This window comes from Paenibacillus xylanivorans (assembly GCF_001280595.1).
Classification (GTDB): Bacteria; Bacillota; Bacilli; order Paenibacillales; family Paenibacillaceae; genus Paenibacillus; species Paenibacillus xylanivorans.
This window is the reverse complement of sequence record NZ_LITU01000070.1, coordinates 303,269-328,654: the sequence shown is the minus strand read 5'-3', so window position 1 is coordinate 328,654 and position 25,386 is coordinate 303,269. Positions and strand designations below refer to the sequence as shown.

General features: G+C 49.2%; 21 protein-coding genes. 14 read left to right on the top strand and 7 right to left on the bottom strand.

Translation table 11 applies throughout. The features are described 5' to 3' along the window. Positions 1-13: 13 nt before the first annotated feature. From AMS66_RS21290 to gntK, 4 genes are all read left to right on the top strand, one after another. The gene (locus AMS66_RS21290) at positions 14-1,288 is read left to right on the top strand and encodes an ABC transporter substrate-binding protein (RefSeq protein WP_053782686.1); all 1,275 of its coding nucleotides are present in this window, start codon (positions 14-16) and stop codon (positions 1,286-1,288) included. A gap of 129 nt (positions 1,289-1,417) precedes the next feature. Further along, the gene (locus AMS66_RS21285; RefSeq protein WP_053782902.1) at positions 1,418-2,284 is read left to right on the top strand and encodes a carbohydrate ABC transporter permease; all 867 of its coding nucleotides are present in this window, start codon (positions 1,418-1,420) and stop codon (positions 2,282-2,284) included. 21 nt (positions 2,285-2,305) lie between these two features. Next, positions 2,306-3,133 carry a carbohydrate ABC transporter permease gene (locus AMS66_RS21280; protein WP_053782685.1) on the top strand — a complete coding sequence of 276 codons (828 nt, stop codon included), beginning with the start codon at positions 2,306-2,308 and terminating at the stop codon, positions 3,131-3,133. 277 nt (positions 3,134-3,410) lie between these two features. After that, positions 3,411-4,961, top strand: coding sequence for a gluconokinase (gene gntK, locus AMS66_RS21275; protein WP_053782684.1), 1,551 nt, complete (start codon positions 3,411-3,413; stop codon positions 4,959-4,961). A 623-nt stretch (positions 4,962-5,584) separates the two neighbouring features. Here gntK and AMS66_RS21270 read toward each other — a convergent pair. Then, complete coding sequence (locus tag AMS66_RS21270) at positions 5,585-5,974, bottom strand: polyketide cyclase (protein WP_053782683.1); 390 nt, start codon at positions 5,972-5,974, stop codon at positions 5,585-5,587. 165 nt (positions 5,975-6,139) lie between these two features. Here AMS66_RS21270 and AMS66_RS21265 point away from each other — a divergent pair, with 165 nt between their 5' ends. Both AMS66_RS21265 and AMS66_RS21260 read left to right on the top strand, forming a co-directional pair. After that, on the top strand, positions 6,140-6,457 hold the full coding sequence (locus AMS66_RS21265; RefSeq protein WP_053782682.1) for an ArsR/SmtB family transcription factor: 318 nt from the start codon (positions 6,140-6,142) through the stop codon (positions 6,455-6,457). A gap of 63 nt (positions 6,458-6,520) precedes the next feature. Further along, positions 6,521-7,342: a hypothetical protein gene (locus tag AMS66_RS21260; protein ID WP_053782681.1), complete on the top strand. Its 822-nt coding sequence runs from the start codon at positions 6,521-6,523 to the stop codon at positions 7,340-7,342. A gap of 305 nt (positions 7,343-7,647) precedes the next feature. On the opposite strand, the gene AMS66_RS21255 is transcribed toward AMS66_RS21260, so the two are convergent. After that, a complete protein-coding gene (locus AMS66_RS21255) occupies positions 7,648-9,972 on the bottom strand; it encodes an ABC transporter permease (protein WP_053782680.1) in 2,325 nt (774 codons plus the stop codon). Beyond that, on the bottom strand, positions 9,972-10,676 hold the full coding sequence (locus tag AMS66_RS21250) for an ABC transporter ATP-binding protein (RefSeq protein WP_053782679.1): 705 nt from the start codon (positions 10,674-10,676) through the stop codon (positions 9,972-9,974). The genes AMS66_RS21255 and AMS66_RS21250 overlap by 1 nt, the downstream gene beginning before the upstream one ends. 267 nt (positions 10,677-10,943) lie before the next feature. Here AMS66_RS21250 and AMS66_RS21245 point away from each other — a divergent pair, with 267 nt between their 5' ends. The 4 genes from AMS66_RS21245 to AMS66_RS21230 all read left to right on the top strand — a co-directional run bounded on the left by AMS66_RS21245 (position 10,944) and on the right by AMS66_RS21230 (position 13,987). Further along, complete coding sequence (locus tag AMS66_RS21245) at positions 10,944-11,312, top strand: GntR family transcriptional regulator (protein ID WP_236703556.1); 369 nt, start codon at positions 10,944-10,946, stop codon at positions 11,310-11,312. 7 nt (positions 11,313-11,319) lie between these two features. Further along, a complete protein-coding gene (locus AMS66_RS21240) occupies positions 11,320-12,189 on the top strand; it encodes an ATP-binding cassette domain-containing protein (RefSeq protein WP_053782677.1) in 870 nt (289 codons plus the stop codon). Between the two features lie 10 nt (positions 12,190-12,199). Next, positions 12,200-12,868 (top strand): hypothetical protein, encoded by a 669-nt coding sequence (locus AMS66_RS21235; RefSeq protein WP_236703574.1) that lies wholly within the window; start codon positions 12,200-12,202, stop codon positions 12,866-12,868. 159 nt (positions 12,869-13,027) lie between these two features. Beyond that, on the top strand, positions 13,028-13,987 hold the full coding sequence (locus tag AMS66_RS21230) for an MraY family glycosyltransferase (protein WP_053782675.1): 960 nt from the start codon (positions 13,028-13,030) through the stop codon (positions 13,985-13,987). A gap of 194 nt (positions 13,988-14,181) precedes the next feature. Here the strand turns inward: AMS66_RS21230 and cydC are convergent, their stop codons facing one another. Genes cydC through AMS66_RS21210 form a run of 4 tightly spaced genes read right to left on the bottom strand, consistent with a single transcriptional unit; the run spans position 14,182 to position 20,424 of the window. After that, on the bottom strand, positions 14,182-16,131 hold the full coding sequence (cydC, locus tag AMS66_RS21225) for a thiol reductant ABC exporter subunit CydC (RefSeq protein ID WP_053782674.1): 1,950 nt from the start codon (positions 16,129-16,131) through the stop codon (positions 14,182-14,184). Position 16,132: 1 nt separating this feature from the next. Next, a complete protein-coding gene (cydD, locus tag AMS66_RS21220) occupies positions 16,133-18,007 on the bottom strand; it encodes a thiol reductant ABC exporter subunit CydD (protein ID WP_053782673.1) in 1,875 nt (624 codons plus the stop codon). Position 18,008: 1 nt separating this feature from the next. Next, on the bottom strand, positions 18,009-19,025 hold the full coding sequence (gene cydB, locus AMS66_RS21215) for a cytochrome d ubiquinol oxidase subunit II (RefSeq protein WP_053782901.1): 1,017 nt from the start codon (positions 19,023-19,025) through the stop codon (positions 18,009-18,011). Then, a complete protein-coding gene (locus AMS66_RS21210) occupies positions 19,009-20,424 on the bottom strand; it encodes a cytochrome ubiquinol oxidase subunit I (RefSeq protein ID WP_053782672.1) in 1,416 nt (471 codons plus the stop codon). The genes cydB and AMS66_RS21210 overlap by 17 nt, the downstream gene beginning before the upstream one ends. 428 nt (positions 20,425-20,852) lie before the next feature. On the opposite strand from AMS66_RS21210, the gene AMS66_RS21200 reads away from it, so the two are divergent. From AMS66_RS21200 to AMS66_RS21185, 4 genes are read left to right on the top strand one after another with little or no spacing between them, the layout of a single operon-like run. After that, complete coding sequence (locus AMS66_RS21200) at positions 20,853-22,151, top strand: tetratricopeptide repeat protein (protein WP_053782670.1); 1,299 nt, start codon at positions 20,853-20,855, stop codon at positions 22,149-22,151. Continuing rightward, positions 22,148-23,059, top strand: a complete 912-nt coding sequence (locus AMS66_RS21195) for a glycosyltransferase (protein ID WP_236703555.1) — start codon at positions 22,148-22,150, stop codon at positions 23,057-23,059. Before AMS66_RS21200 ends, AMS66_RS21195 begins: the two co-directional genes overlap by 4 nt. A 1-nt stretch (position 23,060) precedes the next feature. Continuing rightward, positions 23,061-24,494, top strand: a complete 1,434-nt coding sequence (locus tag AMS66_RS21190; protein ID WP_053782669.1) for a glycosyltransferase family 4 protein — start codon at positions 23,061-23,063, stop codon at positions 24,492-24,494. Further along, positions 24,491-25,162, top strand: a complete 672-nt coding sequence (locus AMS66_RS21185) for a class I SAM-dependent methyltransferase (protein WP_053782668.1) — start codon at positions 24,491-24,493, stop codon at positions 25,160-25,162. The genes AMS66_RS21190 and AMS66_RS21185 overlap by 4 nt, the downstream gene beginning before the upstream one ends. The last annotated feature ends 224 nt before the right edge of the window (positions 25,163-25,386 follow it).

The window sequence follows — 25,386 nt, the reverse complement described above, 5'->3', positions numbered from 1 at the left end:
AGGGGGTTATCACATGATCCGCCGGAAAAGAACATGCTGGACAGCCATTCTGCTAGTCTGTGTCATGCTGGTGAGCGGATGCTCCATCTGGCCGGGACAGAACGATTCAGTGAGCAACAAAAAGGTAACGCTTACATTATGGTACTGGAACCGTTCCATCGATGATAAGCTGATTGCCAAGGCCAAGGAAAAGTTCCCCAATATTGAACTGACCGCACAGAAAATCGGTGGTGATTTCAAGGCAAAACTCAAAACGACACTCGCTGCGCGCTCAGGTGAGCCCGACATTGTCGCATTGAACGATTGGATCATGGAGCTCTTTCCCAGCGAGGACCGTTTCTATAATCTGTATAATCTCGGCGCAGGTGACGTCGAAGACCAATATCTGGATTGGAAATGGAAGCAAGGCGTTACGCCGGACGGGCAGATGATCGGCTTCCCCATGGATACGGGACCTACAGCTCTCTTCTACCGTGCAGATCTGTTTAAGGAGGCCGGATTGCCTTCCGAGCCTGAAGAAGTGGCTCGCCAGATCAACAACTGGGATGCCTATTCTGCTGCCGGAGAAAAGATCAAAGAGAAGTTCGGAGGCAAGGTATTTCTAACCGACAATATTGGAACCGTTTACAATCAAGTGTTGTCGCAAGGAACCGAACGGTATTTCCGTCCGGACGGCTCGTTTATCGGCATGGATTCACCACTCGTCAAGCAGAGCTGGGATACCGCCGTATCCTTCAAGCAAAAAGGGCTGCTCGCCAATGCAGACGGCTGGACCCCGGGCTGGAACGCAGCGATGAATAATGGTGAGATTGCTTCCTTTGTGGGAGCGGTCTGGATGAAGCAGGTATTGCAGGAAGCCGCACCGGATACATCGGGCAAATGGCGGGTCGCCCGCGCTCCTGGTGGAGATGGCAATAACGGCGGGTCATTCCTGTCCATTTTGAAATCGAGCAAACATCCAAAAGAAGCGTTCGAAGTCATCCAGTGGCTGCAAAGCCCGGAAAACCAGCTTGAACAGTATAAAACGTTGAACCTGTTTCCTTCGGCACCGGGTGTGTTTGATACACCGGCGATGAAAGAAGAAGAGCCCTTCTTCGGCGGACAGGCAACAGGGCCTGTATTTGCCGAATCGGCACAGCATGTGCCAGAAGCGTTCTTTGGCGAACGATACCCTTCGGTGCACAACATCATTACTCGGCGGCTGAATGATATTGCGAAGCAAAATGCCAACCCAGAGCAGGTCTGGCCCGATACGGTTCACCGTGTTGAGCGGGAGTTACAGCGTTAATTCAGACACTCTTACGAGATGGCAATCCGCAAAGGAGGAATTCATATGGCTGTAACCGAACCTCGCCTCACCCCGGATCCCGGAAAGGTACGTCCGGATTTGGATCGGCAGAAATCACTCTTGTCCCGGATGTGGGAACATCGTGCACTCTATGTGGCGATCTCCCCGTTTTACATTCTGTTTGCCGTGTTTGGACTGTTTCCAATCGGGTTCTCCTTATATCTGGCCTTCCACAAATGGGATGGCATTGGCGTAATGACCTATAACGGACTTAACAATTTTAAATATATGCTAACCGATGCTGAATTCTGGCAAGCGGTGGGTAACACGTTCATGATCTGGATTTACTCTACCATTCCAATGTTGTTCTTTGCCTTAATTGTTGCATTCTTGCTCCATGCACCGTTTGTTAAGTTCCGTACGCTGTTTCGGGTGGGCTATTTCTTGCCGAACGTGACGTCTATCGTGGCCGTCGCCATTATCTTCGGGGCCCTGTTTGCCAACAACTACGGGTTTCTCAACTACCTGTTACAGTCCGTCGGACTTCCGGTAGTGGAATGGCTTAATGCGCCATGGGGCATTAAAGTAGCGATCTCCTCCATGGTCGTCTGGCGCTGGACGGGATACAACGCGGTCATCTATCTGGCCGGACTTCAGAGCATCCCCCAGACATTGTATGAGGCTGCCAAGATTGACGGTGCATCCGGGATACAGTCCTTTTTCCGCATTACAATTCCGATGCTGCGTCCTGTCATTCTATTCACTGTTATCACATCAACGATTGGCGGCATGCAGCTGTTCACCGAACCGCAAATTCTCGTGGGCAATGATGGCGGCGCAGGTGCAGCCGGGATGACCATTGTATTGTACCTTTACCGCGAATCGTTCATTAACAACTACTTCGGCTATGGTGCTGCAGTTGGCTGGGGCATGTTCCTCATTATCGCCCTGTTCTCGATCGTGAACTGGAAGCTCGTTCAAGGCAAGTCATCCTGATGTGACAAGGGGGGAGCGCTCATGACGTCCAAATCTCTCAAATCGCTGGTGTTGTATACCGGTCTTATCGGGGGCATGCTCATTTCCATGTTCCCGTTCTATTGGCTGATTGTAATGTCTACCCGGACGACGTCCGATATCTATAAGTTCCCACCTCAGCTCTGGTTTGGGGGCGAACTGTGGAACAATATCAGTCGGGTGCTTCAGCAGATTGACTTCTGGGGCGCATTCATGAATACGTTGTTTGTGTCGGGCTTAGTGACGATACTGGTGCTGTTTTTTGATTCACTGGCGGGGTTTGCGTTTGCGAAGGTTGAATTTCCGGGTAAAAAATGGCTCTTCGTCCTACTGCTTGCCACCATGATGGTGCCTTCCCAGCTGTCGCTGGTCCCTTCCTTTGTGCTTATGGCGACGTTCGGTTGGGTCGGTTCCTTCAAAGCCCTCATTATTCCCGGCATGGTGAACGCCTTCGGCATCTTCTGGATTCGCCAGTATGCCACGGAGTCTATTCCGAATGATCTGCTCGACGCTGGTCGGATCGACGGCTGCAATTTTTTTCGACTCTATTGGAACGTGGCATTGCCCATACTGCGGCCTGCCTTTGCCTTCCTCGGCGCGTTCACGTTTATTGGCGTATGGAATGATTATCTCTGGCCCCTGATCGTCCTGACAGATGCACGAAAGTATACGCTGCAGATTGCGCTGTCCCAATTAAACGGACTATACAATACGGACTATGCGATGGTTATCGCGGGTACACTGCTTGCGGTTATTCCGCTGATCGTCATGTTCCTGTTCATCAGCCGCCAGTTTATCTCCGATATTGCCGCAGGGGCGGTAAAGGATTAGGCGCAGATGCATTTTGATCCATCCCTCAAGTCTGATATTCTTATCTATAGATAAATACCAGATACCATATAAGTTGGGTGAATAGCGCCACGTGGGCGGAGGGGACAGAAAAGGCCTGAAGAAATGAAATGTTCGCATTTATAACCAAATTTCTCCCTTTGAAGAGGCAATCAAAGAAATTTGGGGATAACGGCGATCGGAAGGCTTTCTGTACCCGGAGTGTAAACGTGTAACAGCATTTATTTAACTTATATATTCAAGAAAGAGGGATGACAAAATGGCTTCTTCACCCTATATGATCGGCGTAGATATCGGCACCACCTCCACCAAGGCCGTCCTGTTTGAAGAGAACGGAACCATCGTGGCTCAAGGCGGTGCCGATTACCCGCTGTATACCCCTACTCCTGCGATTGCAGAGCAGGATGCGGAAGATATTTTTAAAGCCGTCGTAGAATCGGTTAAACAGGCGACCTCCAAGGCGGGCATCAAACCGGATGAAATCCTGTTTGTCTCGTTCAGTTCAGCTATGCACAGCATTCTGCCTGTCGATGAACATGGCAAACCGCTGATGCGGGCGATGACATGGGCAGACAATCGCAGTGCCGAGTGGACGGAAGCACTCAAAACCGAAATGAACGGTCACGAAATCTATTTGAGAACAGGCACACCGATTCATCCGATGTCACCTCTGACCAAAATCATGTGGCTGACCCGAGATCAACCGGAACTGTTCAAGCAGACGCACAAGTTCATTTCAATGAAAGAATACGTATTTTATAAATTGTTCTCCGAGTATGTGATTGACCACTCCATGGCCTCTGCCACGGGAATGATGAATCTCGAAAAGCTCGACTGGGACGAGGAAGCTCTCCATGTCGCAGGCATCACTCCAGATCACCTGTCCCGCCTTGTGCCGACGACACATCTGCTTAAGAAAGGCTTAAATCCTGAGCATGCCAAAGAGATGGGTATTGCGGATACGACGCCATTTGTCATCGGGGCTAGTGACGGTGTGCTCTCCAATCTGGGCGTAAACGCCATTGATCCAGGCGTCGTGGCGGTTACCATCGGGACCAGCGGAGCGATTCGTACCGTTGTGGACAAGCCGGTCACTGATCCGAAAGGGCGCTTCTTCTGTTATGCACTCACCGAGGATGCGTGGGTGATCGGAGGTCCAGTGAATAATGGCGGGGTTATATTCCGCTGGATTCGGGATGAGTTTGCAGCATCTGAGGTAGAGACCGCGAAACGACTCGGGATTGATCCGTATGAAGTATTGACCCGTGTTGCCGAAAATGTACCTCCAGGCTCAGAAGGCCTGTTGTTCCATCCATACATGACGGGTGAGCGGGCTCCACTATGGAACCCTAATGCCCGCGGCTCGTTCTTCGGCCTGACGCTGCATCACAAGAAGGAGCACATGATCCGCGCTGCTCTTGAAGGTGTCTTGTTTAACCTGTACACCGTCATGTTAGCAATTGAAGAAAAAATCGGTCGTCCCCAAAAAATTCAGGCCACAGGCGGCTTCGCCCGCTCTGAGCTATGGCGCCAGATGATGGCTGATATTTTCGATCAGGATGTCATCATTCCCGAAAGTATCGAGAGCTCCTGCCTCGGAGCAGCCGTACTGGGGCTGTATGCCCTTGGCCGCATCGATTCCCTCAGTGCCGTCTCCGGCATGATTGGATCGACGCATCGGCATCAGCCAGACCCGAATAGCGTTCGCATCTATCGCGAGCTGCTGCCAATCTTCATCCGCATCTCCCGCAAGTTTGAAGAGGAGTATGCCGATATCGCTGCTTTTCAGAATAAAACGATGCAGAAGTGAGTGGATTGGGTGAGTGAGTAGGCAAGGGGGCGAGTTCATCACAGGCCGCGCCTTCCTTCTGGCAAACGCCATAGGCTAACGAACTGTGCGCACCTTATTAGAGGTTTAAAGCTCGGTCTAGTATTCTAACGAACTTCAGCCACCTTATATCGGCTGATCGCAGCTTATATCTGCCTATAATTTGCAAATACAGGGTAATAGCGTACCTGAAATTCGTTAAAAACTTGATTATACCGAATACCCTCCATTAGCGGGTGTGAGGTTCGTTGGAAGTAGCCGTCCACCCTATCCATGCTATGGATGGCCACTGGGGGCTGCGCCCGGTTCGTAATAACATATGACATCCCGATGACCAGTCTGATGCATATTCATGAGGGCCGTCCCCGAGTGCAATGGGGGATGGCCTTTATCATGCAGGCTTTTTTTCCACAAAATATAATAAGAAGATCCACGTTACTCCTTCGCTCCCTTCACACTTAATAACGTGCTGATGAGCATGTTAAGCAAAACAGTGGCAATCAGCTTGCTGAATAAAAAAACAAATGATTGACATATGGGCATAACAAAACTCCACAGCATGAAGCTGCTGTGGAGTTTTAGATTGTCTACAGGTTACCTGAGAATTACTGGTTATATTTGCTGAATGCATTCTTATCTGCCTGCACATTTTCCAAATATACAATCTGTCCAGCCTCGTTCAAACGAGCGATATCAATGCCTGTCTTGGCATACACCGTTCCGTCCGCAGCTTGTCCGCATACCGCCCAGTTGGTCTGGTAGCTGCCATCCGGCTGAATCTCCCACTGATCCCACATGTGTTTCACATCGCTGTTGTACTCATAGAATGTCTTCATAAAACCAGCGAATCCTGTTCTACTGGTGCCGTTCAGCACAATCTCTGCATCCAGTGTAAACAGGGACAATAGATCCTGCATCGCACGTTCATCTGTACGGGAAGCGTCAAATAAACGGAAGTAGTTGTTTAACATTGTCGTAATGCTTGTTGTGCTCATTCATATTCCTCCTAAAAGTATACAATCCGGTTTTGCATCATATAGTTCGAAAAATTTCAAACTAACTGAGATGAAATGTATCACACTTTCCATTCCCAGAACAACCATTAGTTCGAAAAAAATCAAACATTGAAAGAGATTGTCGATTATGCTACCTTCATAGATATGAAAACTCCAACAATGCCTATGGCTTCGGAATTAAATCTGACCACGGTCTGCAACGCACTGGGCGATCCGGTACGGATGAAAATTGCACACTGTCTGGCCAGCTCTGGCGAGAAAAACTGTTCCGCCTTCGAAGTAGACCATATTTCCAAATCAACGTTGTCTCATCACATCAAAATCTTACGTGAAGCAGGCCTTATCCGGCCTCGCATTGAAGGTAAACAGCACTTTTATTCTCTGCGAAAGGAAGACTTGAACTCCCGTTTTCCCGGTCTTGTTGAACTGATTCTGAATACAACCGAGGAATATGTACATTAAGGAAAACTAAGCTTGAATCATGCGATCCATCATCTTATGGATTGTATAAAGGAGGCTGATTTCTTGGATAAAAAAGCGGCAAAAATTTTGCTGGGCACCTTCTGGGGAAGCGGCGGCTGGAAAACGGCATCTGCTCCCTTCTCGGGAGAAGACTTTGAATATGCAAAAAGCAAAGGCGTTATGTTCAATCCGCTGACCATCACCCATGATGAGATCGTCGCCCGTTTGCATAAGATTCATCAGGACAACTCCATCAAGCAACGGGTGGTATCGGCATTTCTACACAGTTTATCTACCAAAAAAGTGTACCTGCGCAGCGCGCTTTCCAGCTGGGCTTTAACATGGCAGCTACCTTTGCATACGTACGAGGAGCGTCGCGCACTGCATGCCAACACCAGCTCCTGTGGGGATTGCAACTTCCTGCGCCTGCAATCGGACCAGGCGTATATGGACGTCGATCTGAACGTATTGAACTTTGAACGGGTCAAATGGGGCGGGGTTCGCCACAACAACCTGTTATACTGCCTGATGGATCTGGATGTATTGCTGGGCAGCAAGGAATCTGTCTACGAAGTGACTGACCAGGACATCGCTATACTGGTTAGCATGCTTGAGGCAGCGCAGACCTGCGAGCCGCATGAGAGCGCACGCGGGCTAGAAAAGCGGTGGAAAGGTTTGTTGCCATCCAGCAAACAGGAGCGCGACGCAATCCTCGAAATCTGGGGTGCATCTGGTCTGCTTGTTCCACAGGATACACCACGAAAAGGCAGAGGCGGCTACAGCGACTTCCACTTTGCCGCAACCTGGCAGGGCGATGACGGTTATAGCGCAGATGCGGCGATTTCCCTCTTTGGCTCCTATCTGCCCCAGACTCTAACCCCTTAACCAGCCCAGCCCTAGATCTGTTTAAGCCTGGTTATATGAATGACAAACAAATACATAGGTGGATATAGTAAAAAACACTACAGCTCGAAGGCTTGCAGTGTTTTACCAAAATTTACCATTAATTCCCCAATAGGCATCAAGACATATTTGAAGGACGACTTACTATGTGTGGAATCAATTCACACTTGTCGTTTTTTATATAATTGGCAATAATTCACTCTTTACTACCCGATTCAACCCCAAACACCAATAAAACGGATTATGCATTTAAACTATGCAGTACTAGACGCCCCGTCCTGCCCGATTTATTCTAAACTTTTTAACGATTCAATCATATTAATTCGGGATACCTTTCTCTGAAGCATCAAGTTAGAGAGCGTGGTAAGCAAAAATGCAATCATGATTGATACCAGCATAACAAAAATATTTATTTGATCCGGAATTTGTTGATGGGTACTCGACAATGCCTCAATAATAATCGAATACATGTATACGCTGATCGGCAGAGCTATAATGACCGCAAAGGTGGTGAGTATCATATTCTCAGAAAAGATAAGTCGATTTATTTTATATTTTTGATAACCCAATACCTTAAGAGTAGCCAGCTCGCGATTCCTTTCATAAATGTTGATGGAGGATATGGTGTAGATGGCGCCGAACGAAAGAATAACAGCACTAATGATAAACATAATGAAGATAAAACTATTTTGCTTCATAATAAATTGTGCAGATTTTTTCAAATCATCTTTATCCGCGATTGTATCTACCTGGCTATCTTGTTCAAAAAACTGTCGAACGTTAGGAAGCTCTGCGGCATTGTTGGCTTTTACTAGAATCGATGTTGGCTTATAGTCGATGTCAAAACTATTCAGATACGCTATCGAACAAAAGAAAGATGGATTGGAATACTGATTGGATATTTGTGCAACCTTCATATCGACCGTTTTATTTTCAAACGACGGATCGGTAAATCGAATTTGAATCGTGTCCCCTATCGTAACTTTATATTGATTTGCATACGATTTGGGTATCAGCACGCCGCTGTCCATAAGCGTCATCGGATTGTCTTTCTCGTCGAAAAATTGGATAAGAGTATTGTCCTTCTCCGTAACGGTCAACGTGGCATTCTCATGTTCATCGCCCTTGGTAAACTCCACAGGAAAGGTCGATTGGACATAGCTGCTTTTAATCCCGGTGGGTAACTCCACCTTTTCTAGCTCTGCGCCTTTCGTGTATTCGACCTTCAGATCATAGGTATTCACCTCTTCGATCTGGTCCGCGACCCTTTGTAAGGACGTTTGAGTACCGAACGCAGTGATCAACAACACCGTGCTCACCACAACGCCTACCGAGCTTGCTATCGCCTTTTGCTTATTAAGAAAGATGTTTCTCAAAATAAGTTTATTGCTATAGGAAATACGTCCCCACATTTTCGGAAGCCGTTCAATAAGCAGTTTTTTCATCTTCCTCGGCGGTTTGGGCCTCATCGCCTGTGCTGCGTGTTCTCGCAGAATACCTATGCCGCTCAAGTAACAAGCCAGCATGCCGAATGCACTCGAGAACAGGATAGGCATAATGATCGAGAAGGGGGATAAGGAGAATGTTATGTTCGGCAACGAGTAGGATCTAGCATTTGACGCCTCAATCATTGGAACAAATATGATTGCCGAAACGATACAACCAAGAATGGAACCTATGATACCGACCAGTATCGGGAACCCCATGTAATGGAGCATGATGCTGCTGTTCTTCACTCCTAAAGCCTTCATGATTCCTACCTGGTTCCTTTGCGAATCGATGATCCGAGACATGGTGAGGAAGAGAATGATCGCTTCGATTATAAAGAGAACTAGCGGAATAACCTTACTCATCAATTTATTGTTATAGACTGTTTGTTGAAGCTGCGAGTAATTGAATGTTCGCTCTTTACTTATTTGACTTACATAAGAAAGCTGTTGGGACTGCGCTTCAACGTTTTGGCCTAATCGTTCTATATTGTATCCTTCTTCCGCATCAATCAAAACCTCATTATAATAAAGGTTACCGGCGATTCGAGGAATTCCCGCTTCAGCCACATATGCGAATCCAAAAGTTTTATGATCTTGGGTTTCATTTTTTTTGGCATATTCCACATTTTCCCCCAAACCACTGATGGTAAATGCCACATTCGCGTTATTAACAATTAAATTTATTTGATTTCCAACACTGTACTGATGTTCCCTAGCGTAATGGGAATCCAGCAAGATTTCATCCATGCTGGAGGGAATCTTGCCTTCAACTATCGTAGGCGTATTAATGCTATTGACCGCGGGGATGGAATGGATCTTTAAAGCTGCTTTCGTATCACCAAATGATTGCGCCGCATCAAAGGTATACCGTCCCTCAACCTTCTTTATCCCTTCAATTCCACTCAACTTCGACATATCCTGCTTGGATAATTGGTCGTAGTAAACGTTTAAGTCACTTAAATTATGTGTTTGAAAGTAATCCTTCGAATAAGAGCTAAGGTTATCACTTAACGTAACTAGCCCCGTGTAGAAAAAAGCCCCTATGGTGATAACCAATACAAAGGCCAGGAATTGACCGATTGATTGCTTGATATCCCTTAACAATTTTTTTAGTAATTTCATCACCACTCAATCCCTTCAACGCTTTGTTTATGCTCATTAACTGTTACGCTTTCGATTCTCCCACTTTTTACTCGAATGATTTTATCCGCCATCGGCACAATCGCGGAGTTATGCGTGACCAGCACAACACACTTTTTCGTTTCCGTATTCAAATCCTGAAGTAGCTTCAAAACGGACTTGCCGGTCACATAATCCAAAGCACCGGTCGGCTCATCGCATAGCAATAGCAAAGGGTTCTTTGCAACGGCGCGTGCTATAGCAACTCGCTGCTGTTCTCCTCCGGAGAGCTGGGACGGGAAGTTTTTTATCCGATTATTTAAGCCGACTTTATTTAATATCTCTTTGGCATCCAAATGGTTTTTACATACTTCAGTGGCAAATTCAACGTTTTCTAAAGCATTCAAATTGGGGATTAAGTTATAGAATTGAAAGACAAATCCTACCTTCTCGGCGCGATATCCCGTAAGCTTCTTCTCGTTAAAGCCAGTAATATCCTTATCGCCAACAGTCACTTTACCCGAGGTAGCCGTATCCATGCCACCAAGTATATTCAGAATCGTGCTTTTGCCTGCTCCGCTTGCACCTAGAACAACGACGAATTCGCCCTCGTTGATGGAAAAGTCAACGCCGTTCAGCGCCTTGATTGGCACTTCGCCAATTTTGTATTCTTTCGTTACGTTTTTAAATTCGATTAATGTTTTCATAAATTCTCTCTCCCCGTTATCTATTTGTCATACTTTTGGAGCTCCCTTTGGCAAGTATATTTTTATTTATGTAGGTATGTTAGTGTATGAGTATGTCACTCATGTAGCATACTATAATTCCATCGCAATCAATTGTCAATAACTGGACTCTGTGTAAAAAAAATCATCACTTACCCTTCAGAATCATTGTTTATTGACAAATTTTCGCATATAAGTTATCTTTTCCTGCTAGATGTGTAACAAACTACAATGCTGAGTGGTGAGGTAATGAACGTCACTTTCGACGAAAAGCAACCAATTTTTCAACAAGTTGCAGATATCATTGAGGACGATATTCTCAACGGAACTTACCGAGAGGACGAGCAAATTCTTTCCGTTGCTCAGTTTTCTCAGCTCTTTCAAATCAATCCAGCGACTGTTGTGAAGGGGATCGGCCTGCTCGTAAATGAAGAAATATTGTATAAAAAAAGAGGGCTTGGCATGTATGTCTCGTCTGATGCCAAACAAAAGATTAAGAATCAGCGAAGAAATCGTTTTTATAAGGAATTGCTATCCAATCTCATATGTGAAGCTGACAAACTTGAACTGGCAACAGAGGAGATCATTGAGATGATTAAACAATTAAGGAAGGAATGAATTCATTGTGAGCATCTTGGTCAGTTGCGACAAATTAAATAAGAAATATGGTCGAACCTATGCTTTACGGGATCTGGATATACAGCTCGAGGAAAACGTTATTTACGGCTTGCTCGGACGAAACGGCGCTGGCAAAACAACCTTGCTAAACATCATAGCAGGTGGACTTTTCGCGAACGACGGCACCATTGAGGTAAGAGGTAAAAAGCTGGGTAAAGGAGTCCTCCCAGAAGATTGCTGTTTCGTACGGGAGAATAACAAGTTATTTGGAGGAGCGCGATTGATTGAGATTTTGCAGTTCGCTGCAAATTTTCATCCCAATTGGGATTGGACGTTTGCTCATAAGCTGCTTCAAACGTTTGGGCTCGATCCCAACAAAAAAATCAAGCAGCTCTCAAGAGGCACAGAATCACTCGTAGGAAACATCATCGGTCTGTCTAGCCGATCGTCGTTGACATTATTCGACGAACCAGTGCTTGGACTCGATGTATTGATGCGGGAAAGGTTTTACAAAGAGCTTTTGGAGGATTACGCCAATCACCCCCGTACGATTTTACTTTCTACGCATTTGATTGATGAAATCGCCCCAATCGCAGAGCGAGTTTATATCATTGATGAGGGTTCCATCCTGCTTCATGACGAGATGAATCGGATACGCATGGCAGCTTATTTGATTCGTGGAAATTCGGATGCCGTTGCCTTGTTTACAAAAGGAAAGCGAGTATTACATACAGAGTCCTACGGCCATGGGAAGCTTGCCGCCATTCACGAAAAATTTAACGATGAGGACAGGCTGCATGCCCGCAAACTAGACATAACTATTGAAAATTTGACGCTTCAGAAGTTTTTTTCGTATTTGATTGAAGGAGGTCGTTAAATTGGGGGCAATGTCCGTACATTTAAAGGCAACCTATTTGCAATTGAGGATATACATATGGATGGTCATTAATTTGATCCTCCTTGGCAGGTTGGCGGAATTCATTGTTGGCCTTTTTACAGACAGCAGCCAAAACAGAGGACTTGCGGATGGCAACCTGCTACTGCTTATTTTGCTCATTATCGCAATCGTACTTCCGCTTAGTTATTACAACCGCATCGTGCATTTAGGTGCAAGCCGAAAACAATATTTTTTCGGGCTTCAATTCGTTTATGCCGTGTGGGCAATGGCCCTTGCTTTATTCAATTCTTTATGGCCCATGCTTGAAGTGAGCCTGCTCCACAAAAACACCGTTAATCTCATTGAAGCGTTTCATTGGAATGAGTTTGGCGTGGCAGGTTCTTTTCTCTATCAAACCATTTTTTATTTGATGACGATGGCGCTCCTAAGCATGCTGATCTCCGGCTACCACCACCTTGTTGGTTGGCTGCTGTGGGTGCTGTTCATTGTGGCGATTCCGACCGGAACGGCAATTCCTGCGCTACGCACTCATGTTGTTTCTTTTTTCGAAGCATTGATATTCAACGACTCACTACTCCAAGGCGTCGGATTTAATCTTGTGCTTTTCTTCGTTTTCGTGGCTGGCGGTTGGTTTTTCACCAAGGGAAGAACACACTAAATATACTCAAATATAAGATCAGAGGCAGCCTAGAACCGAACAGTAGTAAAATGAAGAGCTGCGCATCTTGCCCATGGTTACAATAATGACATCGACAGATTTCCTGTTTAGCTCGTATAATAGGGGAAATTGGTAGATAGGAGTGAATCAAGCGAATTTATGGTATACATACTGGCTTTTATGCTGTCTTTTGCTGTCGTGGTTCTGCTTATTCCGCCGCTTGGTCGACTGGCACATCGGCTCGATTTTGTGGACAAGCCCCGGCAAGACGTGGAGCGCAAGCTGCACAGGCAGCCCATTCCACTGACGGCGAGTTACGCGATATTTACTGGATTCTTCCTGACATACATTGTTCTGACGAAAGAAATTTCATGGGAAACCGCGGCCCTGGTCGCTGGCGGCATGCTGCTGTTAACGATTGGCACAGTCGATGACTGGTACAAAACCAAAGGCAAAGACTTCCCTGCCCTGCCCAAGATGATTATTCAGGTCTCGGCGGCCGTGCTCGTATTTGCTTCCGGCATTGCTTTCACGGGATTCGTGAATCCCTTCAACTCCGAATACATCATGCTCCCGATCTGGCTGCAATTCATTCTGACGATCCTGTGGATCTTCGGTGTGACGACAGTCATTAACTTCACGGATGGCATGGATGGGCTGGCAGGCGGTTTGTCCGCTATCTCGGCCATTACGTTGTTCATCGTTGCAATGACCAAAGGCCAAACGGATTCTGCCCTCATGGCCATTACCCTGGTTGGCGTAACTCTCGGTTATCTGAAATATAACAAAGCTCCCGCCAAGGTGTTCATGGGAGATGCAGGGGCTACGTTTCTCGGCTTTATTCTGGCGGTAATCGCCCTGGACGGTGCATTCAAACAAGCGACCATGCTGTCCATTTTCATCCCGATTCTGGCACTCGGTGTGCCGATCTTCGACAATATTTTCGTGGTCATCAAACGTTTCATCCAAGGCAAAGCCATCTATCAGGCAGATGCAAGTCAAGCACATTATCGCTTGTTGCGTGCTGGCCTGAATCACAAACAGGTGGTTGGCGTCCTGTATCTCATCAGTACTTGCCTTTGCCTCTCGTCCATTATTTTGATGCTGGTAGAGATGTAAATATTAGAAACGTTACAACATAAGGTTGTAAACAAAAGAGACGAGCCCACTGCTTATGTGGCTCGTCTCTTTGCTATGTCGCTAAGTAAGCGAATTAACCTTCTAACGGAGTAGCTAACGTGTCGTGCACAAACCTCTATCTACGCACTCTACCCTATCCGATACCTGCCCCTACCTGCACCTTATATTCGCCCTTATCTTGAAGCTACAGGTGGCAGCGGAACCGCAGGTTGCTGCCCATCTGCCCATCCCGGTCGATCAAGTTCGAGGAGACGGCGGTAGCGCTCTTCCCGATCCAGCAATTGTTCGTGAGAACCCTGCATGGTGATCTGTCCATTTTCCATAAAAATAACTTCATCCATCCGTTCTGCTCCCATCAGATGATGGGTGACCCAGATCATCGTTTTGCCCTGCATGCTGTCCAGAATGGTTCGCATGAGCGCTCGTTCCGTCACAGGATCAAGACCTACGGTCGGTTCATCGAAAATAACGACAGGCGTTTGGCGAAGCAGTACCCGGGCCAACGCAATCCGCTGTCTTTCTCCACCAGAGAAACGAAGTCCTGTCTCCAGCATCGGAGTATGATAACCCTGTGGTAAAGATTCAATAAGGTCGGATAGGCCTACTTGCATAGCCACTCGCTGGATCTCCTCATCTGTTGCATGTGGACGACCGATCCGCAAGTTGTTGGCTACCGTTGTATCAAATAGATGCGGACTTTGATTCAGCACTGCAATGACATCCGTTACATTCTCGCCTAACGTCTGTACCGGAAGATCATTGATTAACACGTTCCCGACGGATGGGAGCAACGTGCCCTGAATCAGCTTCAGGAGGGTCGACTTCCCTCCTCCACTACGGCCAAGAATAGCCAAACGTTTGCCCTGAGGAAGATGAAGGGATACATCCTGCACTGCAAATGGAGCATCTGGCGTATAACGATAACTCACCTGATCGATCTGAATATCAGCTCGCAGCCTCGGCGGAATACGCAAGCGAATACGTCGGGCCGATGCACTCTCCGTGCGCTCTAGGGAACCCTGCTGCTGTCCAGCTACCGGATTGCTGCCTGATACACCTGAGGTCATAACCTCTTTGGCTCTGGCTGCTGTATTCGCTTCTTCGGTTCCAGACTGTTCTGGCTTATGCTCTTCACCTTCCAAGTGCTGCAATCGTTCCAGCGATTCACGATACTGCGGGATATGTTCCACGGCATCGCCTACGGGCAGCAGTGCTTCCGTGAGTGGAAACAACACCAGCACAAATGCAGCAATCATGACCGCAGGCAGCTGCCCGGCAGAAGCCGCACTTCCCGCCCATAATGTTACGGATACGATCATTAGTCCAATCACGCACTGAGCCATCAGATCACGCCAGCGCGTCCATTGCCGTAATCGGAGCCGAATAATATCTGCCTTTCCTTCTGCCTCTTCCTGCCGAAGTACGAATTCAGCGGCTCGTCCACTCGCTACCCAATCCCCAAGGCCAAGCACACCATCTGTTAGACGAGTGTATAACTTGGCGTTCTCCCGTTTCAGTTGCACCCGCAATTTCCACGTCACTCGGAGTGAGATGGCAGGCAGCACGGCAACCAGAAACAGCATATACAAGCTCATCCACAGCGCAAACCCCAGATCAACGCTGCCAAAAGCCACAACAGCTCCACCGTACATCACGAGCGCGGTAACCGCCGGAAATACTGTGCGCAGGTAAATATCCTGCAGTCGTTCTACGTCCTCTGCGAGAGCACCGAGTACGTCTCCCGTCTGCATGCGGGAGCGCAGGAACAGTGCCTGCGGCTCCAAAATCCGATACAGCTTCACGCGCTGATCCGCGAGTACACGCAAAACGGCATCATGTCCGGCCAGACGTTCGGCATACCGGAATACGGCACGGAAAATGCCAAATGCACGAACACCCACGATCGGTACATACACCATCAAAATATTTTCAGGACGGAGGGCCGACTTGGAGATCAGAAACCCGGAGGTGAAAAGCAGCAGCACAGCACATAACGTAGCGCATATCCCCAGCGCAATGACTGCCCCGAGTCTCCAGCGGTACTGTGCCACGTACGGAGTGATCCAGCTATTCTTTTTGTCACCGCTCCGGGCTGTTTCTGTCTGCTCATATCCGGCTTTCATCTTACACCGCCTCCATTTGGGCCTGAATCATCTGGTAATATACGCCTTGTCGTGCCAACAATTCCTCATGTGTTCCTGTCTCCGCAACCGTGCCACCATCCATCACGATAATGCGATCCATATGCGGCATCCAGTGCAGTCGATGTGTTGCCAGAAACACCAGCTTACCCTCAAACAGCGGCAGCATCGTCTGTTTCAGTTCATACTCGGTCTCCACATCCAGATGCGCGGTCGGCTCATCCAACAGCAGGATCGGGCGCGCACTAAGCAGAGCTCTCGCCAAAGCCACCCGCTGTTCCTGCCCGCCGCTGAGCTGCCTTCCCCCAGCCCCAATCGGCTCCTGCAACCCATTCGGCAAAGAGGAGACAAGCTTATGCAGACCTGCTGCGTAAATGGCGTCAGTCACCTCCACATCCGAAGCTTCGGGCATATAGAATCGAACATTATCCGCCAAACTGCCACTGAAAATAGTTGGATGCTGCGGGATAGCAGCCGTTTGTTTTCGCCAATTTTCCATCATCTCTGGAGGTAGGGGCTGGCCGTTGTATAAGATTTGACCTGAAGTAAGCTGCTGGAAACCTGCCAATACATCAATCAAGGTTGATTTCCCTGCTCCGCTGGCTCCGATAATTCCTACTTTTTCAAGTCCCGAAACCTGAAACGTCACATCATTCAGCGAGCATGGCCCATTATCTTCATGCCGCACTTGTACGTTGGTGAGCGCCAATCTGCTGGTCACCTCCCAGAAGGATTTCGATGAGGGAGCAGCGACGCCACTTCGAGCACTTACCTCACGCAAGACCACCCGAATAGTGGATGGAGACACATCGCTTGGGCCAGAAGAAGGCTCAGACGAAGAGAATTCTCCATTCTTTTCTGACACACCATGTAGAACAGCGCTCGTGTACGCTTCCTGCTGCTTACTTTCGGCCAATTTCCCTCGTTCAATCATCTGGCTTATCGCTTCTCCTGCCTCTTTGCCATCCAATGTGGCATGGTAATCTGCACCTACCATTCGTACAGGCAGGAAGTATTCCGGTGCGAGAATGAGTACAGTCAGCGCTGGTCCAAGCAGCATATGTCCTTCCGTCAGCCGCAGCCCCAAGCCAACCGCCACCGAGGCCACCGACAGCATGGTGAAGAAATCGAGCGCAAACGAAGAAAGAAAAGCCATGCGCAACGTAGACATTGTAGCCTTCCGATAACGCTGGCTGACCCGAATAATCGTCTCTCCATGTCTGCCGCTCTGTCCCAGTGTTTTCAGTGTCTCCAGTCCTCGCAGCGTATCCACGAAATGGTTCGCCAGCGCTTTGTAGGACTTGAACTGCCCATCGATCTTCCGCTGTGCAGCCAAACCCACCAGAATCATAAACACGATCAGGATTGGCAGCGTCAGCGTCAAAATAACCCCGGACATCATATCCAGTTTGAAGACATAGAACAGAATAACGATTGGCGTGAACCCCATCCCCAGCATTCGGGGAATAAACAGTTCCAGATACGTCTTATACTGGGCTGTCCCTTCGCGGGCCAGCGTTACCAGGTGCCCTGTTCCTTCCGTTTTGGTAAAACGCGGCCCCAGCCGGAACCACTGCTGCACCATCTGTCTGCGCAGATCGTTTCCTGTCTTCTCCGCATATCGCGAAGCGATGAGCTGCAACCAGAAGGAGATGGCATAGCGGGCGGCAAAAGCGGCCAGGAACCACAGCAGCACCGGGTACTGCTCCGTTACGGGTGAACCTTCAAACAATGCCGTAATGGCCTGTGCCAGCCATTTGGCCTGCATGATAATTGTCATCGCCTGCATCAGTACCAGCGCTGAGGCCAGCGCCAGTAACGGCCGGATGCCCGGCAGCTTCAGCAGCCCCCGGCCCATGTTAGTACTCCAGGTGATGCTGATCGTTCAGACGTTTGCGGAAAATGTAATAACTCCAGATCTGATAGCCGAGTACAAACGGAAGCAGCGTACACGCTACAATCGTCATCACTTTCAGCGAATATGCACCGGATGAAGCATTGTAGACCGTCAGGTCAAACGCCGAACCCATTGAACTCACCATGACCCTTGGGAACAAGCCGATGAATACGGAAGCAAACGCGATTGCAATCACGGCTCCCGTCATGCCGAAGGCCCAGGCTTCACGCTTCTGACGCACGAAGTAAGCCGCCAAACCCAATGAAGCAGCACCTAGGACAACCATAATCCAGAGTGCCCAGCCACGTACGGCGAACACATCGGTCATGAAGTATGTCATTACAGCGTAGACCGCGAGGATCACGGCCAGCGGCAGCATCAGTTTTTTGGCCATATTCAGGGCACGCTCTCTAAGATCTCCGACGGTCCGTAATGAAGCAAACAGCAAACCATGCACCAGACACAACAACGTCACGCTCAAACCACCTACCACCGTATACGGATTTACGATGTCCAGGATGCCGGGACGAAGCTGCATCTGCGCATCAATAGGAAGACCTTTCATCAAGGTGGCAAATACAACGCCGAACAGGAACGGTAGCAATGCACTGGAGACAACGATGATGACATCCCATGTTTTGCGCCAACGTTCATGTCTCATTTTGCTACGGAATTCGAAGGCTACCCCTCGACCAATCAAGGCCAATAGCACCACAACCAGCGGCAGATAAAAACCGCTAAACAGCGTGGCATACCAGTGTGGGAAGGCTGCAAACATTGCACCCCCCGCCGTAATCAGCCATACCTCGTTACCATCCCAGAACGGGCCGATTGAGTTGATCAGGGTGCGACGTTCACGATCCGTTTTACCGATAATTGCGGTGGACATACCCACGCCAAAATCAAAGCCTTCCAGAAAGAAGAAACCGACAAACAAGACGGCAATCAGCAAAAACCACAGTTCACTTAGTGACAACAGAATAACCCCCATCCATGCCGAACGGATCGGCCGATTCGTCTTGATCTTCCGGCTTCTCTACTGCGTATGGTCCTGCTTTGATTTCACGGACGAACAGATAGACCATTACAGCGCCCAGAATTGCATAAGTGACTGTAAACGCAATGGTGGAGAACAAAATCTGCCCTGCAGACACATTCGGTGACACGCCCGCTTCAGTCGTCATATAACCAAATACCGTCCACGGCTGCCTTCCTACCTCGGTCATAATCCAACCTGATGTATTGGCGATAAACGGCAGGGAAATGGCGAACACCATCAGGCGCATAAACCACTTGCCTGCCCCCTCCAGCTTCCGTCGAATCGCCAGATAAGTACCGTATAAAGCAAGTAAAATCATTAGCCCACCCGCAGCAATCATGACACGGAAGCTCCAGAATGTCGTCCGTACCGGCGGAATGTAGTCTCCTGGACCATACGTCTGCTCATACTCCGCCTGCAATTCCTTCATGCCTTTGACACTACCGGAGAACTTGCTGTAGGACAGATAACTGAGCAATCCAGGGATCTTGATCTCGCCTGAATTCTCCTGTTTGTCCGGGTCGATAAAGGCTACCACCGTCCATGGTGCAGGGTCTTCCGTTGTCGTCCATGTTCCTTCACTGGCAGCCATTTTCATCGGCTGCGTCTCCACCAGATATTGCGCCTGGAAGTGACCCGAGAAAGCAACCCCCAGCGAGGAAACCAGACCAATAATGATGGCGATGTTAAATGATTTGCGGAAAATCTCCACATCCTGCTTCTTCATCAACTTGTAGGCACTAATCCCGGTTACCACAAATGCGCCTGTCATCAGGGCACCAAAGATCGTGTGCGGGAACTCTACCAGCAGTTGACCATTCGTGATCAGTGCAAAGAAATCATTCATCTCGGCACGGCCATTATTAATCTCGAAGCCAACCGGGTGCTGCATGAATGAATTGGCTGCCAGAATCCACAGCGCGGACAGGAATGTGCCGACAAACACCAGCCAGATACATACCAAGTGCACTTTTTTGGACAAACGATCCCATCCAAATATCCAGAGTCCAATAAAGGTAGACTCCATAAAAAACGCCAACAAGGCTTCAATCGCCAGTGGCGCGCCGAACACATCCCCGACAAAACGGGAGTACTCGGACCAGTTCATACCGAACTGGAATTCTTGAAAAATGCCTGTAACCACGCCGACAGCAAAGTTAATCAGGAACAATTTTCCCCAGAATTTGGCCATCGTTTTGTAAACTTCCTTACCCTTCACTACGTACAACGTCTCCATAATCGCTACCAGCAGCACAAGGCCGATAGACAGCGGTACAAAAAAGAAATGAAAAATCGTTGTGAGCGCATATTGGATACGCGATAACATGATCGGATCCATACCGTTACCCCTTCTTTCTGTTCACATCGCAGTTTTCGTATTTGGCATTGAAGCCCCTTCTTCAGTTTCTGTCAGCCAAACACGTATTGATGAACGTATTGTGCCAGATAGGCTATTTTATACATGTGACAATTATCACAAACCCTGCCATGACAGCAAAAAAAAGTGACGATGGTCACACAATAGAAAAAATTAAACCTAATCTTCGGGCTTGCCAGCTTCGTCTATTCACGGAAGATGCTCATGTTTGGGACGCAACGCCCATATGTTAGTGTCAGGCATAAAATACGCTGGGCAAAAAAGCATTACATATTGAATCATTGGACTCATTGATATCATGCAAAGCAACGCCAATCCGATAATCATCAGATGGTGCTGCTTCGATCCATGAACGGACAAAAATGCAAAACAAGTGAGGTGATTCATCGATGGAAGAGCTGTCTCCTATCCCGGACCCGGAGCCTCATCAGGCGATAGATGCAGAACAGTCAAGTCTGGCCCCTCCTCCCTTTCGTTATGTTCTTTTCCCCCGGAAGGGAGGATGGTCTGCTTTTCCCTATCCAGACATCGCTGCTCTGATGGTCGCGGAAGGGCCTGTCTATTATGTCAGCAGCCTGGAGCGCCCCGAGGGAATGCCTGCGAATATCACCGTCATCACGCTTCCCAAAGCTGAACAACTGTTACAGGAACCCCGTACGGTTGCAGTAGTTGCTCATCCCTACTGGCTGACCGCCACAGCCTCGCTCAATCCGGAACTCTGTATTGTGCTTCTTCCTGAGCCGGTTGGTGAAGAAGCAGAGTCCCCCTTATGGGAGAGCTGTATTTCAAGACTGGTTGGTATCGCCGATCTGGTGGGCGCCACTTCAGAAACACGCTATATGAAACTGGTATTCCAGGGTGTACGCGCCATCTGGCTAAATGGAGAGGATACCACCCCTGCTGGTGTCATGCAAAAGGATGATCTAGAAGTCCCTCTCCGGGACTATGAACTGCTATTCCTGCATGCGCTGCGGCAGACCCTCTCGGGTGTTCAGGATACGGTTACCCAGCTACAATGCAGTGTGCGCGCCGACTTCTATCGTCAGCTTCGCTCCAAAGCAGGAGCGCATGAGACGATTTCCTTTTTGCTAGCCGCCTATGAATATGTGCTCGAAGATTCCAGAGCGGTCGCTTCTCTCAAGGAAGCCTTCTCCCACGCAGTATTAAACGGCCGCAATGATTGTGTGAGCTCCCACTATCGATTCCTCTCCGCAATTCATGCGAGGACCGGGGAAATCGAGAACGCGTTGCAGGTGTATGGAATCAGCGCAGGCAACGAGCAGGAACGGCACCATTATGAACAGCTCTGTCGCTGGTTGGAGGCCGGAGAAGACGAGCTCGTCCGGGCAGAACTGCTGCGTCTGAATGATGATTACGGAAATGCATTGCACATTTTGGATGAACTCGGCGGGGAAACGGCACGACATTGGAAATTTCGTATCTATCAGGAAACTGGGCGTGTGGAAGATGCATTGGATTTAGTGCACGCAGTGGATATTCAGGATAGCGCCAGCCGACAGGATTATCGGCAGTTGTCGGGTCTGGCCCTGGCGCTGCGTGGAGAACGACACGGAGCGGTGAGACAATTTTTGGAGATAGCGCTAGAGGATGAAGATGCTCTTGCCCGAGTCGTCGAAATGGAGCTGCTGGATCATGCCGTCCAGCAATTGCTGGGGGAGGTGCCATGATGCTGGACCCGAAGAAACGCAGACAACATGTGAATGGACCAATTGTGCATAGGGATATACGATCCGAAGCAACGCATACTCCAATTGAAACGCCGGAATCGCTGCACGCTGACCCAGAGGGACAAGGGGATCAGTATGCTGCAAAACACCAGGAAACGGGCCTATCCAGAGAGCCGTTCTCGATTCGTCGGGTACGTAAAAGTCAGGGTAATAAACTGACCGCCATGCTACAGGTTCGTAACGAGCGCGGACGATATCTGGAGGAAGTGCTGAATGATCTGAGTGAATTCGTGGATGAGATCGTCATTGTGGACGATGCCAGCACCGATGGAACACCAGATATATGCAGAGCCTATCCAAAGGTCGTTCGCCTGGAAGTGTTGGAAAAGCCGTTATTTGCGGAGGAATGGCGATTACGTAACGCTCTGTGGCAGGCAGCGGCTGGAACCTCGCCAGACTGGTTGCTCTCGGTCGATGCAGATGAGCTGTACAGTACGGAAGCCAAGAAAGCGATACGCGCGCTGATTAATCAGGAGCATTCAGACTGGATCGCTTTCCGCTTCTACGATATGTGGGGCGGCCGAACCCACTATCGGGAAGATAATCTTTGGGGGCTTCACCGACGGCATACCGCTTCCTTGGTTCGTTATATGCCGGGTTATCCCTACTTTTATCCGCAGCAAAATCATCATGTGCCTCGTCTTCCCTTGCCCTGTACCGTATTGCCCGGAATCAGCACGGAATTGAAGGTGCAGCACCTTGGCTGGGCAGGAAGTCTGGAGGATCGGGTTCGGAAATACTTGCGTTATAAACGAATTGATCCACACGGCGAGTGGGGCAGCCTGGAACACTATGAATCGATTCTTGATCCGGAGCCCCGACTGATTCCGTGGAAGGAGGAGCAGTGAGATGGGCGTGGTCAGCATATTGACACACAGCTTCACCGATGGATATAACCGTGAATTCAGCCGGGTGTTCGGGGGCGGGCTGGAGCGTTACGTCCTTGATTTGTGCAGCGTAATCCGCGGATTGGGACACATCCCCGAGGTTCATCAGTTGTCCTATTTTGAAGCATTTCAGACTCGTACGGAACAGATCGATGTATATGGATATGCCTACGATATGAATGATGTGCCTGAAGCCTTTGCCCGAATGGCCGCAGCAGCACGGGGACCTGTAATCTATGCAAGCTGCCTGTGGCAGCCCATTGCCTACAAGCCGGGGAGTCTCGGCATCTGCCACGGAATTAACTGGGATCGTCCTGCGCTGCCGCTGGAAACCAAGCAGCAAGTCGCTGAACATATCCAGCTGGCACTGGATGGACTTGTACGCATTGTGTCGGTAGATTCGCATTTTCAGACCTTTTGTCGTGCTGCTTGTACGTTTACCGATCCCGGTCAGGTTGTACTCATTCCCAATGCAGTGGATACCTCCTACTTCACGCCTGCTCCGCCAAGGCGTACGTTCGAGCATGAACAGGAAGAGGAATGGCTGGCAGCATGGAAGAAAGATCTTGCAAGCCATGAAGATCATGCTGGAGCCATCATCTCCGGGTTGAGTGCTGCATCATCCGGCAGGGAAAGAAACGATGGAGACGGCATAGTGCGGACGGACAGAGCCGAGGTAACCGTGATTGCTGAAGAACTGGACTCGAGGGATATCAGACAGAACGGGGCTGGTACGCAGCCTGATGAGCTGACGGGTGAATATTTGAAGAAGCATGCCGAGGATACAACGACTGCAATCCATGTGAACCCTCCGCGTCCCCTGCGCATTCTATATCCGCGCCGTATCAGCATGGAACGGGGAATTATTCCAATGATGCTGGCGGCTGACCGACTGCTTGGTGCCTTTCCCGATTTGGAGGTCGAATTTGCCGGAGAACTGGTTGAAGGAAGTACGGTGGGCCGATCGTTCCGCTATTGGCATCGCACGCACCCCCATGCGGATCGAATCAAACATCGCACGTATGATTTTCGGGATATACGCGAGGCCTACCATCAGGCAGATATCGCCGTGATTCCGACCGTCTTCTCGGAAGGAACGTCCTACGCTTGTCTGGAAGCGATGAGCTGCGGGCTGCCAGTTGTTGCTTCCAATGTCGGCGGGCTGAATGATCTGATTCAGGATGGCTTCAACGGGCTGCTGGTACCTCCAGGTGAAGAAGCGCTGACCGCCGCGCTGGTACGTCTCGTTCAGGACAGGGCCGAGCGGGAGCGGCTGGGTATCTATGCCCGCGAGACGGCGCTGTCCTACGATATATCCCACTGGCGGCGCAGGTGGAGTACGGTATTGGAATCTTTTCTGGCAGAAGCAGGATTAAAGGAGGGAATTCGGGGATGATGGATACGCCAAATGCAACGGATTTTATAGAATCAAGATACATTCGGGAGGGTGACCCCAAAACGGATACATTGGTCTTTCCACTGCATCCTGCATGGTGGAGCCGTCCGTATGAATACGAATGGGCGCGCCAGTTTGCACGTCAGGTGGACGTCGTACTCGACGCCGCCTGTGGTATATCCCATCCCTTCAAATTTTGGCTGGCAGAGTACTGCCGGGAAGTTCATGCCTGTGATTGGGATGAGCGCATTTTATCCAAAGAAGCGATCCGGCTGGATATCGCTTCTGATTTTGGCGAGCAGGCAGCACGTGATCTGCCGGAATCGAGCCTGGACAGATTGCATCTTGCGCAGGCCAACCTGGCTCAGCTTCCGTATGAATCCGAGAAGTTTGACAGCGTATTCTGTATCTCCGTGTTGGAGCATCTGGATACAGGCACGATGCTGCGGGCCTTTCGCGAATTCGCCAGGGTGCTAAAGCCGGACGGACGGTTGATTGCCACGTTTGATGTGCCCGAAATGCGCCCGGATCTGCTGGAGACGATTATGGCTGTCACCGGCCTGACGATCGAGGGCAAGCTAAGTGTGAAAGAACCCGAGGATGCCATCTGGTCTGACATGTATGGCCCGCCAATCCGCTGTTTTCGTGCTGTTATTCGTAAGGAATGATGGATGGAATAGCGGATCATAGATGAAGAGCAACTCTAAATTCTTTGATTACCGAAGTGATTAGAGATGAACCAGCAGCATTCTGCACTGGCTGGCGTATGCTTCGGTGGATGCTGCGCCGGGTGATGTCAGGCGCAGCAGGGTGTGCAGGCCCGGCGGAATTGTCGTCGCCGGGCTGCCGGAGGCGGCAGGTTGCCGTGCCGTGATGTGGGCCCTTTCGGCCC

Coding starts and splice junctions, on each gene's coding strand:
- AMS66_RS21285 (WP_053782902.1), top strand. CDS start 1,418: ATGTGGGAACATCGTGCACTCTATGTGGCGATCTCCCCGTTTTACATT.
- AMS66_RS21195 (WP_236703555.1), top strand. CDS start 22,148: ATGATGCTGGACCCGAAGAAACGCAGACAACATGTGAATGGACCAATT.
- AMS66_RS21255 (WP_053782680.1), bottom strand. CDS start 9,972: ATGAAATTACTAAAAAAATTGTTAAGGGATATCAAGCAATCAATCGGT.
- AMS66_RS21210 (WP_053782672.1), bottom strand. CDS start 20,424: ATGGATCCGATCATGTTATCGCGTATCCAATATGCGCTCACAACGATT.
- AMS66_RS21250 (WP_053782679.1), bottom strand. CDS start 10,676: ATGAAAACATTAATCGAATTTAAAAACGTAACGAAAGAATACAAAATT.
- cydD (WP_053782673.1), bottom strand. CDS start 18,007: ATGGGCCGGGGGCTGCTGAAGCTGCCGGGCATCCGGCCGTTACTGGCG.
- AMS66_RS21245 (WP_236703556.1), top strand. CDS start 10,944: ATGAACGTCACTTTCGACGAAAAGCAACCAATTTTTCAACAAGTTGCA.
- AMS66_RS21270 (WP_053782683.1), bottom strand. CDS start 5,974: ATGAGCACAACAAGCATTACGACAATGTTAAACAACTACTTCCGTTTA.
- gntK (WP_053782684.1), top strand. CDS start 3,411: ATGGCTTCTTCACCCTATATGATCGGCGTAGATATCGGCACCACCTCC.
- AMS66_RS21230 (WP_053782675.1), top strand. CDS start 13,028: ATGGTATACATACTGGCTTTTATGCTGTCTTTTGCTGTCGTGGTTCTG.
- AMS66_RS21280 (WP_053782685.1), top strand. CDS start 2,306: ATGACGTCCAAATCTCTCAAATCGCTGGTGTTGTATACCGGTCTTATC.
- AMS66_RS21290 (WP_053782686.1), top strand. CDS start 14: ATGATCCGCCGGAAAAGAACATGCTGGACAGCCATTCTGCTAGTCTGT.
- cydC (WP_053782674.1), bottom strand. CDS start 16,131: ATGAAAGCCGGATATGAGCAGACAGAAACAGCCCGGAGCGGTGACAAA.
- AMS66_RS21265 (WP_053782682.1), top strand. CDS start 6,140: ATGAAAACTCCAACAATGCCTATGGCTTCGGAATTAAATCTGACCACG.
- AMS66_RS21200 (WP_053782670.1), top strand. CDS start 20,853: ATGGAAGAGCTGTCTCCTATCCCGGACCCGGAGCCTCATCAGGCGATA.
- AMS66_RS21235 (WP_236703574.1), top strand. CDS start 12,200: ATGTCCGTACATTTAAAGGCAACCTATTTGCAATTGAGGATATACATA.
- AMS66_RS21190 (WP_053782669.1), top strand. CDS start 23,061: ATGGGCGTGGTCAGCATATTGACACACAGCTTCACCGATGGATATAAC.
- AMS66_RS21185 (WP_053782668.1), top strand. CDS start 24,491: ATGATGGATACGCCAAATGCAACGGATTTTATAGAATCAAGATACATT.